Source organism: Duganella sp. HH101 (assembly GCF_001758795.1).
Taxonomy (GTDB): domain Bacteria; phylum Pseudomonadota; class Gammaproteobacteria; order Burkholderiales; family Burkholderiaceae_D; genus Rugamonas; species Rugamonas rivuli.
In genome coordinates this window covers 146587-160008 of sequence record NZ_LRON01000014.1, presented here as the reverse complement: position 1 = coordinate 160008, position 13422 = coordinate 146587, and the positions used below count along the sequence as shown (strand labels likewise).

Annotated in this window: 13 protein-coding genes; 9 read left to right on the top strand and 4 right to left on the bottom strand. The window is 62.1% G+C overall.

Annotated elements, in window-relative coordinates; all coding sequences use genetic code 11:
- Positions 1-55: 55 nt before the first annotated feature.
- Positions 56-2530 carry a TonB-dependent receptor gene (locus DUGA2_RS21615; RefSeq protein ID WP_070271538.1) on the bottom strand — a complete coding sequence of 825 codons (2475 nt, stop codon included), beginning with the start codon at positions 2528-2530 and terminating at the stop codon, positions 56-58.
- A gap of 229 nt (positions 2531-2759) precedes the next feature.
- Here DUGA2_RS21615 and DUGA2_RS21610 point away from each other — a divergent pair, with 229 nt between their 5' ends.
- The 5 genes from DUGA2_RS21610 (at position 2760) to DUGA2_RS21590 (ending at position 9150) form a co-directional block, all read left to right on the top strand.
- Complete coding sequence (locus DUGA2_RS21610) at positions 2760-3767, top strand: LacI family DNA-binding transcriptional regulator (RefSeq protein ID WP_070271537.1); 1008 nt, start codon at positions 2760-2762, stop codon at positions 3765-3767.
- Positions 3768-3863: 96 nt separating this feature from the next.
- A complete protein-coding gene (locus DUGA2_RS21605) occupies positions 3864-6188 on the top strand; it encodes a glycoside hydrolase family 65 protein (protein ID WP_070271561.1) in 2325 nt (774 codons plus the stop codon).
- A complete protein-coding gene (gene pgmB / locus DUGA2_RS21600) occupies positions 6185-6826 on the top strand; it encodes a beta-phosphoglucomutase (protein ID WP_070271536.1) in 642 nt (213 codons plus the stop codon). Before DUGA2_RS21605 ends, pgmB begins: the two co-directional genes overlap by 4 nt.
- 31 nt (positions 6827-6857) lie before the next feature.
- A complete protein-coding gene (locus DUGA2_RS21595) occupies positions 6858-8126 on the top strand; it encodes a sugar MFS transporter (RefSeq protein ID WP_070271535.1) in 1269 nt (422 codons plus the stop codon).
- Between the two features lie 10 nt (positions 8127-8136).
- Positions 8137-9150 carry a substrate-binding domain-containing protein gene (locus DUGA2_RS21590; protein ID WP_070271534.1) on the top strand — a complete coding sequence of 338 codons (1014 nt, stop codon included), beginning with the start codon at positions 8137-8139 and terminating at the stop codon, positions 9148-9150.
- 34 nt (positions 9151-9184) lie between these two features.
- Here the strand turns inward: DUGA2_RS21590 and DUGA2_RS21585 are convergent, their stop codons facing one another.
- The 3 genes from DUGA2_RS21585 to DUGA2_RS21575 form a co-directional block, all read right to left on the bottom strand.
- Complete coding sequence (locus tag DUGA2_RS21585) at positions 9185-9376, bottom strand: putative toxin-antitoxin system toxin component, PIN family (protein ID WP_070271533.1); 192 nt, start codon at positions 9374-9376, stop codon at positions 9185-9187.
- Positions 9360-9749, bottom strand: coding sequence for a hypothetical protein (locus DUGA2_RS21580; protein WP_141753334.1), 390 nt, complete (start codon positions 9747-9749; stop codon positions 9360-9362). The genes DUGA2_RS21585 and DUGA2_RS21580 overlap by 17 nt, the downstream gene beginning before the upstream one ends.
- A 94-nt stretch (positions 9750-9843) precedes the next feature.
- On the bottom strand, positions 9844-10239 hold the full coding sequence (locus tag DUGA2_RS21575; protein WP_070271560.1) for a RidA family protein: 396 nt from the start codon (positions 10237-10239) through the stop codon (positions 9844-9846).
- 69 nt (positions 10240-10308) lie between these two features.
- Here DUGA2_RS21575 and soxR point away from each other — a divergent pair, with 69 nt between their 5' ends.
- The 4 genes from soxR (at position 10309) to DUGA2_RS34825 (ending at position 13279) form a co-directional block, all read left to right on the top strand.
- Entirely contained in the window at positions 10309-10752 is a 444-nt protein-coding gene (gene soxR, locus DUGA2_RS21570; RefSeq protein ID WP_070271531.1) for a redox-sensitive transcriptional activator SoxR, read from the top strand.
- Positions 10753-11048: 296 nt separating this feature from the next.
- The gene (locus DUGA2_RS21565) at positions 11049-12494 is read left to right on the top strand and encodes a polysaccharide lyase family 1 protein (protein WP_229214745.1); all 1446 of its coding nucleotides are present in this window, start codon (positions 11049-11051) and stop codon (positions 12492-12494) included.
- 27 nt (positions 12495-12521) lie between these two features.
- Positions 12522-13145: a PEP-CTERM sorting domain-containing protein gene (locus DUGA2_RS21560; RefSeq protein WP_168167811.1), complete on the top strand. Its 624-nt coding sequence runs from the start codon at positions 12522-12524 to the stop codon at positions 13143-13145.
- A 2-nt stretch (positions 13146-13147) separates the two neighbouring features.
- Complete coding sequence (locus DUGA2_RS34825) at positions 13148-13279, top strand: hypothetical protein (RefSeq protein WP_286162316.1); 132 nt, start codon at positions 13148-13150, stop codon at positions 13277-13279.
- The last annotated feature ends 143 nt before the right edge of the window (positions 13280-13422 follow it).

Genomic DNA, 13422 nt, shown 5'->3' with positions numbered 1-13422 from the left:
AAACAAAAAAGGCAAGGCGAACTACGCCTTGCCTGTGAGGGAGGGATGGAACAGTTTAGAAGCGGTACAAGACCGACGCTTCCCAGGTACGGCCAAACAGCGGACGTGCGTTGATCGGACCGGTGCCGCCGGCGGTCAGGCGCGAATTGCCCTCGGTCAGCCCCAGTTCGTTGTTGAGGTTGGTGCCGCTGAGGCGCACTTCGATCTTGTCACCCAGCGAGAACAGCACGCCGGCATCGATGGTGCGGTAGGACGGCAGGTATTGCTGGTTCGCCTGGTCCGCCCAACGCTCGCCGATCGAGGTGTAGGTGGCGTAGAGCTTGGCCGAGTTGCCGTCGCCGAAAGGAATCTTGTAGGTCGGCGTGAAGCGGAACTGCAGCTTCGGCTGGCGCTGGACGGTTTTGCCTGCGGTGTCGGGATTGTCGCGGTATTCCGATTTCTGGTAATCGCCGGTCAACGCCAGTTGCAGGTTTTCGATAGGGCGCACGGCAAGTTCGAATTCCACGCCATTGCCCTTGGAACCGCTGATCGAATGCAGCTCGCGGCCGTCGGCCAGCACCTGCGAGAAGGCGATGCCGTCGAACTCGGTGTGGAAGGCGTTGATGTAGGCGCTATACATCTGGCTCGCGGTCTTGAAGCCGATTTCGTACTGGCTTACTTTCGGCGTCGGCAGGATGCCGCGGTCGTCGACCGCTTTCTGGTTGCCGGCGCCGCGCAGGTCGTCGAAGGAAATGAAGGTGTGGCCGCGGTTGGCGCGCACGAACACCGCCGTATCCTTGGCCAGCTTGTAGTTGCCGCCGATGGTGAAGGAGTTGGCGCTGTCGGTGCGGCTCAGGTAGGTGTTGGAACCGTCCGGCATCGAGGTGCCGTTGTTGTACACGGTCAGCGGATTGTTGTCGGTATCGGCCGAGGTCAGGTTGGAGATCGTGCCGCTGATCTTCTGCTGTTCATGGCGCATGCCGAAGTCGATCTTGATGCGGTCGTTGACTTTCCATTCGTCGGAAATGAAGGCGGCGGTGTTGCGGCCGTCGTAAGAGGCGACCGGCGCGTAGAACACATTGCCGTCCGTGCCGTTCTTCGACACCACCACGCCGTTGTTCAGGGTGACGTTGATCAGGCTGGCCTGCGGCACGGCCGTCATCAGGTGGCTATTGCCCAGGTACCAGACGTCGCGCGACGAGTAGTCGGCAAAGTAGCCGCCGACGGTGACGGTGTTGCCGTGGCCGATGTCCTTGCTGACGCGCAGTTCGTCGGTGAACGAGGCCAGTTTCTTTTCCACCGACCACAGGCCGGCCTGCACCACCTGCTGGTTGCCGTCGACCGCGCCGCCGTGCACATAGGTGGCGCTGCCGGCCGTGGCCAGTTTGCCGCCGGCCGCCGCGACCGTTGCCGCGTTGCCGTTGGCCGAGGCGATGGCCGCCTTCAGGTAATCGTTCATCGACAGCGGGTTGTTACCGGTGAACATGGCGTTGGTGTTGAGGTCGCCGTCGAAGCGGTTGAACTTGTTCGATACGCTCCACTCGCCGATCTTCTGGTCGAAGTCCGCGCCGAACACGGTGGCTTTCAGGCCGCGGCCGTCGGCCAGGTCGCGGTTCAACGTCTTGCCCGGTGCGGCTTCGATGGTGAAGTTGCGCATTTCGCCGCTCATCAGCGTGCCGGTTTGCGGATTGAAGCCGGGGAATGCCGAAATCGTGTGGCCGCCGTTGCTGGAGATCAGCGGCACGCCGGTGTAGAAGGCGTTCTTGTCGTCGGTGTTGCGGACGTACATGGTCAGCTTGCCGTCGTCGAGCTTGCGGGTCAGCGTGGCGGTCAGCTGGTGGCCGTCGTCGGCCGGGAAGCCGGCGTCGCGCACGCCGTCGGTCTTGCGGTAGAAGCCGCCGACCGAGCCGTACCAGCCGTCGCTGATTTTGCCGCCGTAGTACATGTCGACGCGGCGCAGGCTGCCGGTGCCGGTGGTGAAGCGCACCGAGCCTTCCGGCGTGTCCGTGCCTTCTTTGAGGATGAAGTTCATCGTCGCGCCGGGCTGGGCGTTGGACCAGATGGTGGACGGGCCGCCGCGCAGCACTTCAACGCGCTCGACCGTGTCATCCAGGCGGAAGGCCGACGAGCCTTCGAAGAACGACAGCGTCGGCGGCGGGAAGATAGGGTTGCCCATCAGCTGTACCGAGACGAAAGGCGAATCGCTGCCGGACGGGAAGCCGCGCACTTCGATGTTGGCGCCGGACTGGCCGCCGGTCGATTCCGCATACACGCCCGGCACCAGTTTCATGACGTCGGCGGTGCTGCTCGGCGAGGCTTGTTTCAGTTGTTCTTCGGTGGCGGTGGTGATGGAGAAGGCCGAGTCGACCTTGCGCACGCCGCGCGCCGAGGCGACACCGGTGACGACGACTTGCTGGACTTCGGCGGCGACTTCCTTGGACGGTACGGGTTCGGTCGGCGCGGCGCTTTGAGCTTGTGCGGCGGTCTGGTTGACGAGCGTGAGGACGGCAGCCGTGACTGCGGATAACAAGAACGGATTCTGGCTTTTCATGTGGTCTGTGCTTTCTTATGGTGTAAATCGTCTCCTGGACGGCGCGCCACCAGCAAAAACAGCCTGCGGTAGTTCCATCCCCATCTTCCGCTTTTCGTGAAGATGGGCCATTGAAACAAGAAATGATATCGATGTCAATCAAAATGTTATCGATGTCATTTTCCGCGACAAACGAAAAATTTCTGTCATAATGCGTGCGCACCCCCTGTTTTCAACCTATGAGCGATCAATGCCTTCGAATAAGTCTGTAGCCCGCAAAGCCGAAACAGCATTGACGATGGAAGACCTGGCCAAGCTGGCCGGCGTCTCCAAGATCACCGTTTCCCGCGCGCTGCGCGACAGTCCGCTGGTGACGGTGGAAACCCGCGAGAAAATCCGCGCGCTGGCCAATGAGCAGGGCTACCGTTTCAACGTCAGTGCGCGCAATCTGCGCATGGGCCGCAGTTATTCGGTGGCGGTTGTGGTGGAAATGACACCCGTGCGCGGCCGGCCGATGTCCGACCCGTATCCGCTGGAGCTGTTGGGCGGCATCACGCAGGAGCTGACCACGGCCGGCTACAGCGTGGTGCTGACGTCCAAGCAGTTGATGAACACGGCGCCGGTGCAGGGCGCCGACGGCTTGATCCTGCTGGGCCAGGGCTCGCACGGCGAGGCGGTGCGTACCTTGCAGCAGACCGGCATGCCGCTGGTGGTGTGGGGAGCGCCGGAGCCGGACACCGATTACATCGTGGTCGGCTCGGACAACCGCAAGGGCGGCATCAGCGCCGCCGAGCGCTTCATCGCGCAGGGCCGGCAGAAGCTGGTGTTCCTGGGCGACGTCGACCACGCCGAGGTGCAGGAACGCTGCGCCGGCTTCATCGACGCGATGGGCGGGCGGGCGACGGTGCATATCATCCGTCCGAAGGCCTTCACCTTCGAGGCGGGCTTCGACAGCATCTCCGCGCTGTTGAAAAAGAAGGGCGCCAATTTCGACGGCGTGTTTGCCGCCAGTGACTTGCTGGCCATGGGCGCGATCCGCGCGCTGGCCGAGAAGAATTTGCGGGTGCCGGAGAATGTCTCCGTCATCGGCTACGACGATACGCCCGGCGCGGCCAGTTTCGTGCCGCCGCTGACCAGCGTGCACCAGTACCTGCGCGACGGTGGCGTGTTGTTGGCCAAGAAGATGTTGGGCCTGATCGAAGGCCTCCCGGTCGCGTCCGAAATGCTGCCGACCACCTTGATGGTACGCCAGACCTAGTTTTCCCGTTTTCCCCTGAAAAAAGCCAAAAACGTCCAAAAACCGGCTTTTTTCAAAATTCAAACCGCTTTGAATCGCATTTTTAAGGAATACGCTGTGCAACAACACACCTATCCCCTCGAAGCCTGGTGCATCCGCGAGACCAGTTTCGACACCGACTCCCACTTTCTCGACGAGACCCTGTTCGCTTTGGGGAACGGCTACATCGGCCTGCGCGGCACCGGCGAGGAGGGCTACAGCGGCCCGGCCGGCACCTCGCTCGACGGCACTTACCTGAACGGCTTCTACGAATCGGAGCCCATCCAGTATCCTGAGGCGGCCTACGGCCTGGCCAAGGTGAACCAGTTCATGTTGAACGTGCCGAACGCGAAGGGCATCGAGCTGTGGCTGGAGGACGAGCGCTTCGATCTGCTGTCCGGCTTCGTGCAGGCGTACGAGCGGGTGCTGGACTTCCGCACCGGCGTGTTGACCCGCACGGTGGAATGGACCTCGCCGCAGGGCCGCAGCGTGAAGCTGCACAGCCGCCGCCTGGTGTGCTTCGAGAACAAGCATCTGTTCGCGATCGAGTTCACGGTGACGCCGCTGAACTTCGCGGGCCGCGTGCGGCTGGTGTCGTCGCTCGATGGCGCGGTGAAGAACCAGGAAGCCGGTGACGATCCGCGCGTAGGTTCGGCGGTGTCGGGCCAGTCGCTGCACATGGTGGCGCACGAACAGAACGTCGGCTTCGCGGCGCTGGTGCAGCGTACGCACAACAGCGGCTTCATGCTGGTCAGCGCCATCGATACCGAACTGACCGGCGCCGATGCGACCATCGAAATCGCCCAGGTGGAGCAGCGCCTGACGCAGACCTACGAAGTGCAAGCGCAGGCCGGCCAGGCGATCACGCTGAACAAATACGGCAGCTACTTCTCGTCGCGCGACTACGCCGAGGCGGAGCTGATGTGGCGCAGCAAGGACACGCTGGCCACCGCCAAGGCGGGCGGCTTCGACGAGCTGCGCCTGGCGCAGGAACAGTACCTGGCCGACTTCTGGCAGCAGGCCGACGTGCAGATCGCCGGCGATGACGCGCTCCAGCAAGGCATCCACTTCAACCAGTTCCACCTGCTGCAATCGGTGGGCCGCGACGGCAAGACCAACATCTCCGCCAAGGGCGTGACGGGCGAAGGCTACGAAGGCCACTATTTCTGGGACACGGAAATCTACATCTTCCCCTTCTTCCTGTACTCGAAGCCGGAGATCGCCCGCAAGCTGCTGGAGTACCGCTACGCCGGCCTGCCGAAGGCGCGCGAGCGCGCGCGCCAGATGTCGCATGCCACCGGCGCGCTGTACCCGTGGCGCACCATCGCCGGCGACGAGTGCTCGGCCTACTTCCCGGCGGGGACGGCGCAGTACCACATCAACGCCGATATCGCCTACTCCATCAAGCTGTACATGGAAGCGACGGACGATCAGGAATACCTGGTCAAGCATGGCGCGGAAATCGTCATGGAGACGGCGCGCATCTGGATGGGCATCGGCAGCTACGACCGTGAGGGACGCTACTGCATCAACCAGGTGACGGGGCCGGACGAATACACGGCGCTGGTCAACAACAACTACTACACCAACGCGATGGCGCAGATGCACCTGAACTTTGCGGCCTCGATCGCGGAGCAGTTGCAGGCGCAGGCGCCGGCGGAGTTCGCGCGCATCGCCGCCGCCACCGCGCTGGTTGCGGGAGAGCCGGCCGAGTGGCGCCGCGCCGCATCGCTGATGAACCTTCCTTATGACGACGCGCTGCAAATCCACGCGCAGGACGACAGCTTCCTGTCCAAGAAAGTGTGGGATTTCGCCAACACGCCGAAAGAGAACTACCCGCTGCTGCTGAACTACCACCCGATGGTGATCTACCGCCACCAGGTGTGCAAGCAGGCGGACGTGGTGCTGGCGCTGCTGCTGCTGTCCGACCAGTTCACGCTGGAAGACAAGCGCCGCGACTTCGACTACTACGAGGCGGTGACGACGCACGATTCCTCGCTGTCCTCCTGCATCTTCAGCATCATCGCTGCGGAGGTGGGCTATCAGGACAAGGCCTACGACTACTTCATGGAGACCGCGCGCCTCGACCTGGACGACACGCACGGTAACACGCACTACGGCGTGCACACGGCGGCCATGGCCGGTACGTGGATGGGCGTGGCGTACGGCTTCGCTGGCATGCGCGTGGTGGGCGGCGAGCTGCATTTTGCGCCGTCGGTGCCGAAGCAGTGGCAGCACTACACGTTCAAGATTCATTTCAAGGGTGCGCTGCTGGAGGTGCATGTGGAGCCTGGCCGCGCCGACTACCGCCTGCTGCAAGGCGAGACGCTGGACTTTACCCACGGCGGCGAAGCCGTCGCACTGACGCTGTCGAAACCGACGCAATCGAGGAGTTTTGCATGAGCCGCTTTAAAGCCGTTATCTTTGACCTGGACGGCGTGATCACCGACACCGCCCACTATCACTACCTGGCGTGGAAGCGCCTGGCGGAATCGCAGGGCGTACACTTCGACCACGCCTTCAACGAAAACCTGAAGGGCATCGACCGTATGGGATCGTTGGACCTGATCCTGGCGTCGTCGAAGCGGGCGTACACGCAGGAGGAAAAGCTGGCGCTGGCCGACGAGAAGAACCGCCACTACCAGGAGTTGATCGCCACCATGTCGTCGGCGGATCTGCTGCCGGGCGCGGTGCGGGCGCTGGACGTGGTGCGCGCTGCGGGCCTGCGCATCGGCCTGGCCTCGGTCAGCAAGAACGCCTTTACGGTGCTGGGCCGCCTGGGCATCACCGATAAATTCGATTACGTGGTCGATGCGGCGACCATCGCTCGCGGCAAGCCGGATCCGGAGATTTTCCTGAAGGCGGCGCGGGAGCTGGGTGTGGCGCCGGAAGACTGTCTGGGCGTGGAGGATGCGGTGGCGGGCGTGGCGTCGATCAAATCGGCGGGCATGTTCGCACTGGGGATAGGCCATCCCTTTGTGCTCACCCAGGCCGACGTGGTCATCACGAGCCTGGGCGACTTCAATCTCGAATCATACTAAATAATATAAATTATAAAAATTCGGAGACAGTATGAAGAACAATCGCATTCTACTTGCGCTATTTCTGATTTACTTTGTATTCGCGATCCTGCTCAATAGCGTGGGCACGGTCATCCTTCAGGTCATCAACAACTACGGCATCAGCAAGTCCGGCGCCAGCGTGCTGGAAGGGTTCAAGGATTTGCCGATTGCGGCGGTGTCCTTCCTGATCGCGTCCTTCCTGCCGCGCCTGGGCTACAAGAAGGCCATGCTGGCCGGGCTGGCCATCGTCACCGCCGCCTGCATGGCGATGCCGGTGCTGCCATCCTTCGCCACCACCAAGCTGCTGTTCTTCTGCGTCGGCGTGTCGTTCGCGCTGGTGAAGGTGTCGGTGTATTCGACGCTGGGCCTGATCGCGGCGGACCGCAAGCAGCACGCCAGCATCATGAACCTGCTGGAAGGCTTCTTCATGGTCGGCGTGTTGAGCGCCTACTGGGTGTTCGGCTACTTCATCGATTCGTCCGATCCGTTGTCGCGCAGCTGGCTGCAGGTGTACTGGGTGCTGGCCGTGTTGTGCGCGCTGACTTTCGCGCTGCTGCTGACCACTCCCTTCAACGAGGACATGGCGGCGCTGCCGGAAGGCCGCAGCATCGCCCAGGATTTCGCGGCGATGCTCAAGCTGTTCTTCAAGCCGCTGGTGTGCGTGTTCGTCATCACGGCGTTCCTGTATGTGCTGATCGAGCAAAGCGTGGGCACCTGGCTGCCGACCTTCAACAACGAAATCCTGAAACTGCCGGCGGCGATGAGCGTGCAGGTGACGAGCATCTTCGCCGCCTGCCTGGCGATAGGCCGTTTGTCGGCCGGGGTGTTGATGCGCAAGTTGAACTGGTATCCGGTGATGAACGCCTGCGTGATCGGCATGGCGGCCATGGTGCTGCTGGCGCTGCCGTTGACGCATGACGTGGTGGCCGATCCCAACATCAGCTGGTCCAGCGCGCCGCTGGCGACTTTCCTGTTCCCGCTGATTGGGCTGTTCATGGCGCCTATCTATCCGGGCATCAATTCGGTGATGCTCAGTTCCCTGCCGAAGAACCAGCATTCGGCCATGACAGGGCTGTTGGTGATTTTTTCTGCGTTGGGAGGCACCACCGGCTCGCTGATCACCGGCTACGTGTTCGGCAACTTCAGCGGCCACTTCGCTTTCTACCTGACGCTGGTGCCGATATCTATCGTCTTGATTATGTTGTATTTTTTCAAAAAAGCGGTCGATGACGGTGGTGGTGGTTTCGACCCGTCCGCTATAATCAGCGGTCAACATTGAGCAATTGTCTATGAACCTGGAGCGCCTCGCGAATTTACTCGGCATGTCGAAGACCACGGTGAGCCGGGCGTTAAACGGTTATCCCGAGGTGAATGGACGGACCCGCGAGCGCGTGCTGAAGGCCGCCAAGGAGAATGGCTATCAGGCCAATCCGATGGCGCGCTCGCTGGCGCTGGGGCGTACCAATGTGTTCGGGATTATCTATCCGCTGCTGCCGGCGGATTTGGGCGATCCGATGTTCCTCGATGTGGTGGCCGGCATGTCGGCCGCGCTGGAGGCGGTCAGCAAGAACCTGATCATCGCGCCGGTGTCGCCGGCGGCGGAGCAGCCCTCGTACCAGCAGATCGTGCGCGGACGGCGGGTCGACGGGTTGGTGGTCAGCCGCACGCTGGTGCGCGACGAGCGTATCGCGTTTCTCAGCAAATCCAAATTCCCCTTTGTCGCGCATGGCCGCACCGAGCTCGATGCGCCGTATGCGTGGTTCGACTACGACAATGCGGCGGGCATCCGCATGGCGATGGAGCGTTTGCTGGGATTGGGGCATCAGCGCGTGGCGCTGGTAAGCGCGCCGCTGGAATTGAACTTCGCCCGTCAGCGCAAGGATGCGTTTGTGGCGGCGATGGCGTCGGCCGGGCTGGTGGTCGATACGCGCTACCTGATCGACAATACGCTGGACCGGCGCAGCGGGTATCAGGCGATGCAGCAGTTGCTGGCGTGCTCGCCGCGGCCTACCGCCGTCATCGTCGACAATCACCTGTCCGGCGTTGGCGCAGTGCGCGCGCTGCTCGATGCGGGTATCGACATCGGCAAGGAGATCTCGGTGATCGTCTGGGGCAGCATGGCCGATACGCTGGCCGGCATCGACGTCACCACCATCGACCAACCCGAGGCCCACAAGGCCGGCGCCCGCATGGTGGAGATGCTGTTGGCGCTGGTGGACGGCAAGCCGGCCGGCGAGCTGCAAGAGCTGTGGCAGCCGGTTTTACTTTCTGGTTCAACGGTGGGCCCGCAGCCGCGAAATTGATATCGAGGCGATGCGTTGCCTCGATGCTGAACGGCTATGCTTTGGGCGCTTCTGCGGGAAGGTGGAGCATAATAGTTGCCTTGAGCTGACGTGATAGTTCGTTGAGCAGCTCGATATAGGTGAAGATCTCGGCACGCCGCGATCTGGCAACGGCCAGGATTTTTCCAGGAGTTCCGTTCCAGATCAGGCCGGAGATCACGACGTTGGTGTCAAGCACGATTCGCATGCTGCTCTGCCCGAACAGCTTTCACTTCTTTTTGGATCTCGTCCAACGACATGGGCTTGCCGCTGGGTGCCGCCATTTTTTCCATGTTGGAGAATAGACGGCCCATTCGCCGTTGATGTAATTTTTCGCCAAACTCGGAACATTGTTTTACCCATTCCATTGGCGCATGACTATTGCTACGCTTTTCAGCCAAGATGTCTTCCATGGTCATTAGCGATCCAGATTGATCCTCGACTTCTGTAAAGATCTGGTTCATCTTCAACTGAAGTATTCCATCGCGCAGCAGTGTTGCGAGCACGCTTGGGATCAACAGCCCCGCTTCCTCGGCTTCCTTGGCCAAGTCATCTGGTAGAGAGATTTTTAGCGTTGCCATGGCTATCCCCTGATCGCGCCTGATGTATCAGTGTAGTACTACCTTGTCGACAAGGGAAGGCAGGAGGTGTTGATGTGCCTCCTGCGGTGTCGGATTAGTTAATGACAGCAGTGGCTTCGATTTCGAACAGCATGCCGTCCAGCGCCAGGCGCGGCACGGGGATGAGCGTACAGGCGGGTGCTGGGTGTTCGCCCCACAAGGATCGCAGTGTGCTGCTGAAGATGCCCAGCCGTTCTTCGCTGTGATCGACGATCAGTGCCGTGACCTTGGCGACGTTGTTCAGTCGCGCATCGGCGGCGGCGAGGGCGGTTTGCAGATTGCCCAGCGCTTGCTTGACCTGCGCCTCAAAACTTTCGGACAGCACTCCCTCGGCGTCCTCGCCGCCCTGGCCGGCGATGTAGATGATGCGCGCCGGCGCTTCGGCGACGACGACGTGGCTATAACCGTTGGGGCGCGGGTCGTACAGGCCGGGTGGGTTGATGAATTTCATGGTGTCCTTCAAGCAGTGAATGTGCAGACACTATAAAATCTCAACCTAACTTGAGGTCAAGGATTTTATATGGCATCCCCTCCGAAGGAACTCGGCGTCGGCGAGTTGGCCGAACGCGCCGGCGTGGCGGTATCGGCGCTGCATTTTTACGAGGCCAAGGGCCTGATACATTCGGTGCGCTCCAGCGGCAACCAGCGGCGCTACGCACGCTCCGTGCTGCGGCGGCTGGCCGTGATCAAGGTGGCGCAGCGCGTTGGCCTGCCGCTGGCGGCCATTGCGCAAGCGCTCGATGCGCTGCCGTCGGGACGCACGCCCACCGTCGCCGACTGGCGCCGTTTGTCGGCCGCGTGGAAGCTGGAGCTGGAAGAGCGCATCAAGACGCTGACGCAATTGCGCGATCAGCTCGACGGCTGCATCGGCTGCGGGTGTCTGTCGCTGAAGGCCTGCCCGCTGCGCAACGCGCAGGACGCGCTGGCGCAGGAAGGCGCCGGGCCGCACTTCGAATCCCGTTGAAAGCTTGTTGCATATTTTTTTCTGACAGATTAGTATCAATTTATTCGACGCCGGTGTGAATCATCGGCCGGCTTCGATTCTTGACCTGCGCGACCTCGGCTACCAGCCCTCGTCGCAACGGCGACAGGTACGCAAGGTGCCTGTTTCAGTCATCGCAGTCGGATGCTGAATGTTTATCCAGACCCACCCAGTTGGCATATATCGACCCTGACTCGCTCCGGCGCGCATGGCACCAACACGTGGGTACGAATCGTCACTTGCATTGCCAGTTACTTTCAAAAAAAATGGAGACAACCTTGAAATATTCACTTATCGCCGCAGGCATTCTGCTGGCATCGGCCGCGCAGGCAGCCACGATAGACGCAAAGACCCTCGTCGGCGCCAGCACTCCGCTGCAAACGGCGCAATACGGCGTGCGCAATTACTCGGCCCCGGTGCTGGTCAGCGGCTTGCACGATCCCGCCAACTACATGGCCGCGCCCAAGCTGCCGGTGTGGCAGTTCGCCTCGGCCGATCCGACCGGCGGCGTGCTCACCTTCGAACGCAATAGCGCGCCGGCCACCGGCTGGCACTCTCGCACGCGCAAGACGCCGGTGCTGGTGACGGGCGGCGGCTCGGCCACCGCGAACCGCATCTACACCGTGTACAACGGCCAGCAGCTGATCGCTGCCATCAATGAAGCCGGCAACGAACCGAAGATCATTCGCGTGATCGGCCATATCGATCTGCGCTGGAGCCAGAACAACACGGTGTTCAAGGAATACACCAGCTACTCGGATCAGAAGCTGGGCGGTTCGATCAGCCTGCCCTCGAACACCACGCTGGTCGGTATCAACGACGCACAGGGCCGCGCGGCGCGCATCACCGGCACGGCGCTGCTGATCGGCGGCGAGCTGGCGCTGACGGCCGGCGGCGATCCCGAGGCCGACTTCAAGAAGTGGATCGCCGACGGCAAGGACGGCGACGATTATCCGACCTGGACCCGCAATGTCATCGTGCGCAACCTGGTGCTCGATACGCCCTGGGATGTCAATCCGGAGGACTCGGCCAATGCCTACGCCGACGGCCTGACGGTATCGCGCGGCCAGAACATCTACCTCGACCACCTGACCATCACCGACGGCGACACGCCGGACTCGCTGGCCGTCGCCCCTTACACCACGCGGCACGATGGCGCGCTCGATGTGGTGCGGGGCAGCGATTACGTCACCATCTCCAACAGCTACTTCGGCAAGCACCACAAGACCACGCTGGTGGGGAACGGCGACTCCGGCCGCGCCTGGAGCGACGAGGGCCGCATGCATGTGACGTTCAGCGGCAACTGGTGGGACGGCGCGACCACGCGATTGCCGTTGAATCGCTACGGCCAGGTTCACATGTTCAACAACCTGATCACCGGCAGCGTCTCCACCAAGGATGCCGATATCAAGTTCGAAAGCGGCACCGATGCGCGCTACCACTCGAACATGCTGATCGAAAATCACTACTACAACATCACAGGCCTCAAGCTCACTGAGTTCTGCGGCAAAGCCATCAAGGGCAAGGACTACACCGGCTTCCGCTCATCCGGCCATGTCTTCGTCAGCGACAAGGCGGGCACCAATCTGGTCGACGGCCAGTGCGGCTTTGCGCTGCCAAGCGCCGCAAACCTGTGGACGCCGCCTTACCTGTACGCGCTGCAGACCGCGACGGCCACGCTGACGTCCGTGCCTGCCAACGCCGGCGCCGGCAAACTCAAATAAACCCACTTCTGGATGCTGGAGAAACGCATGTTCGTCAAACGATTGAGTTTCATTTTTCTTCTTGCGCTTGGGCTGATGTCCGGTGCGGCGCGGGCTGCGCTGGTGGTCGACACGGGTACGCCGTCCAACGCCATCGGCTCCGGCTGGGCCTTTAACGCCAACCATAGCTATGCCGGCCAGTTCTCGGTGGCGGGTGCGCTGACCATCGATAGCATCGCAGGTTATTTCAGCACCGATGCCGGCACGGTGGGCATCAGCTTGTTCAGCAACAGCGGCGATGGCGACGGCGGCTTCATACCGGGCAGCGTGCTGCAGTCGGCCAGTGTGGCCACCAGTGCCGGAGCGCTGGGCTGGAATGGGGCTTCAGCCTTGGACTGGAAGGTGGGACCGGGCACTTACTGGGTGGTGTTCTCGGCCAGCTATGGCGCCGGCAGCCAAAGCAGCATGCCGGGCATGGCGCCGCAAGCACTGGGCGGCTATGCGTTGATGCAGGGCGGGGCGTGGTATGACGCGACCTTCCTGGGACTGGGGCAGGGGTTGAGGGTGGATGGCACCCTGGTGTCCAGCGTGCCCGAGCCGGCCGGTACGATGATGTTGGTCGTGGGCCTGGCCGGCATCGGCCTGCTGGCGCGCCGCCGCAGGCAGCGCTGAAGATGACAGTGGCCGTCCGCTTCGCGCAGGCGGCCACTCCCGGGTTACATCAGTTCAATTTGTCGTCGATCGCCGTGATACGCGATCCCTGGCTGGAAACGGTGCTGCTGACCGCCGCATGCCGCAAGGGTTAGCGCGGCGATCGCCGGTGTCAGTCGTTTCAGGGAAGGATGCATCGTATCCCTGGTGTATTTGCCAAAATGGCAGCCAGTATAGGATGGAAGCGCGACGGCATTCAAGTGCGTCGCAGGGACGGGAGGCCTTGGACGGCCTCCCG

What these genes read in the sequence shown, in the direction of transcription:
- DUGA2_RS21615 (WP_070271538.1), bottom strand. Translation starts at nt 2,530, where the DNA reads ATGAAAAGCCAGAATCCGTTCTTGTTATCCGCAGTCACGGCTGCCGTC.
- DUGA2_RS21610 (WP_070271537.1), top strand. Translation starts at nt 2,760, where the DNA reads ATGCCTTCGAATAAGTCTGTAGCCCGCAAAGCCGAAACAGCATTGACG.
- pgmB (WP_070271536.1), top strand. Translation starts at nt 6,185, where the DNA reads ATGAGCCGCTTTAAAGCCGTTATCTTTGACCTGGACGGCGTGATCACC.
- DUGA2_RS21595 (WP_070271535.1), top strand. Translation starts at nt 6,858, where the DNA reads ATGAAGAACAATCGCATTCTACTTGCGCTATTTCTGATTTACTTTGTA.
- DUGA2_RS21590 (WP_070271534.1), top strand. Translation starts at nt 8,137, where the DNA reads ATGAACCTGGAGCGCCTCGCGAATTTACTCGGCATGTCGAAGACCACG.
- DUGA2_RS21585 (WP_070271533.1), bottom strand. Translation starts at nt 9,376, where the DNA reads ATGCGAATCGTGCTTGACACCAACGTCGTGATCTCCGGCCTGATCTGG.
- DUGA2_RS21580 (WP_141753334.1), bottom strand. Translation starts at nt 9,749, where the DNA reads ATGGCAACGCTAAAAATCTCTCTACCAGATGACTTGGCCAAGGAAGCC.
- DUGA2_RS21575 (WP_070271560.1), bottom strand. Translation starts at nt 10,239, where the DNA reads ATGAAATTCATCAACCCACCCGGCCTGTACGACCCGCGCCCCAACGGT.
- soxR (WP_070271531.1), top strand. Translation starts at nt 10,309, where the DNA reads ATGGCATCCCCTCCGAAGGAACTCGGCGTCGGCGAGTTGGCCGAACGC.
- DUGA2_RS21560 (WP_168167811.1), top strand. Translation starts at nt 12,522, where the DNA reads ATGTTCGTCAAACGATTGAGTTTCATTTTTCTTCTTGCGCTTGGGCTG.
- DUGA2_RS34825 (WP_286162316.1), top strand. Translation starts at nt 13,148, where the DNA reads ATGACAGTGGCCGTCCGCTTCGCGCAGGCGGCCACTCCCGGGTTACAT.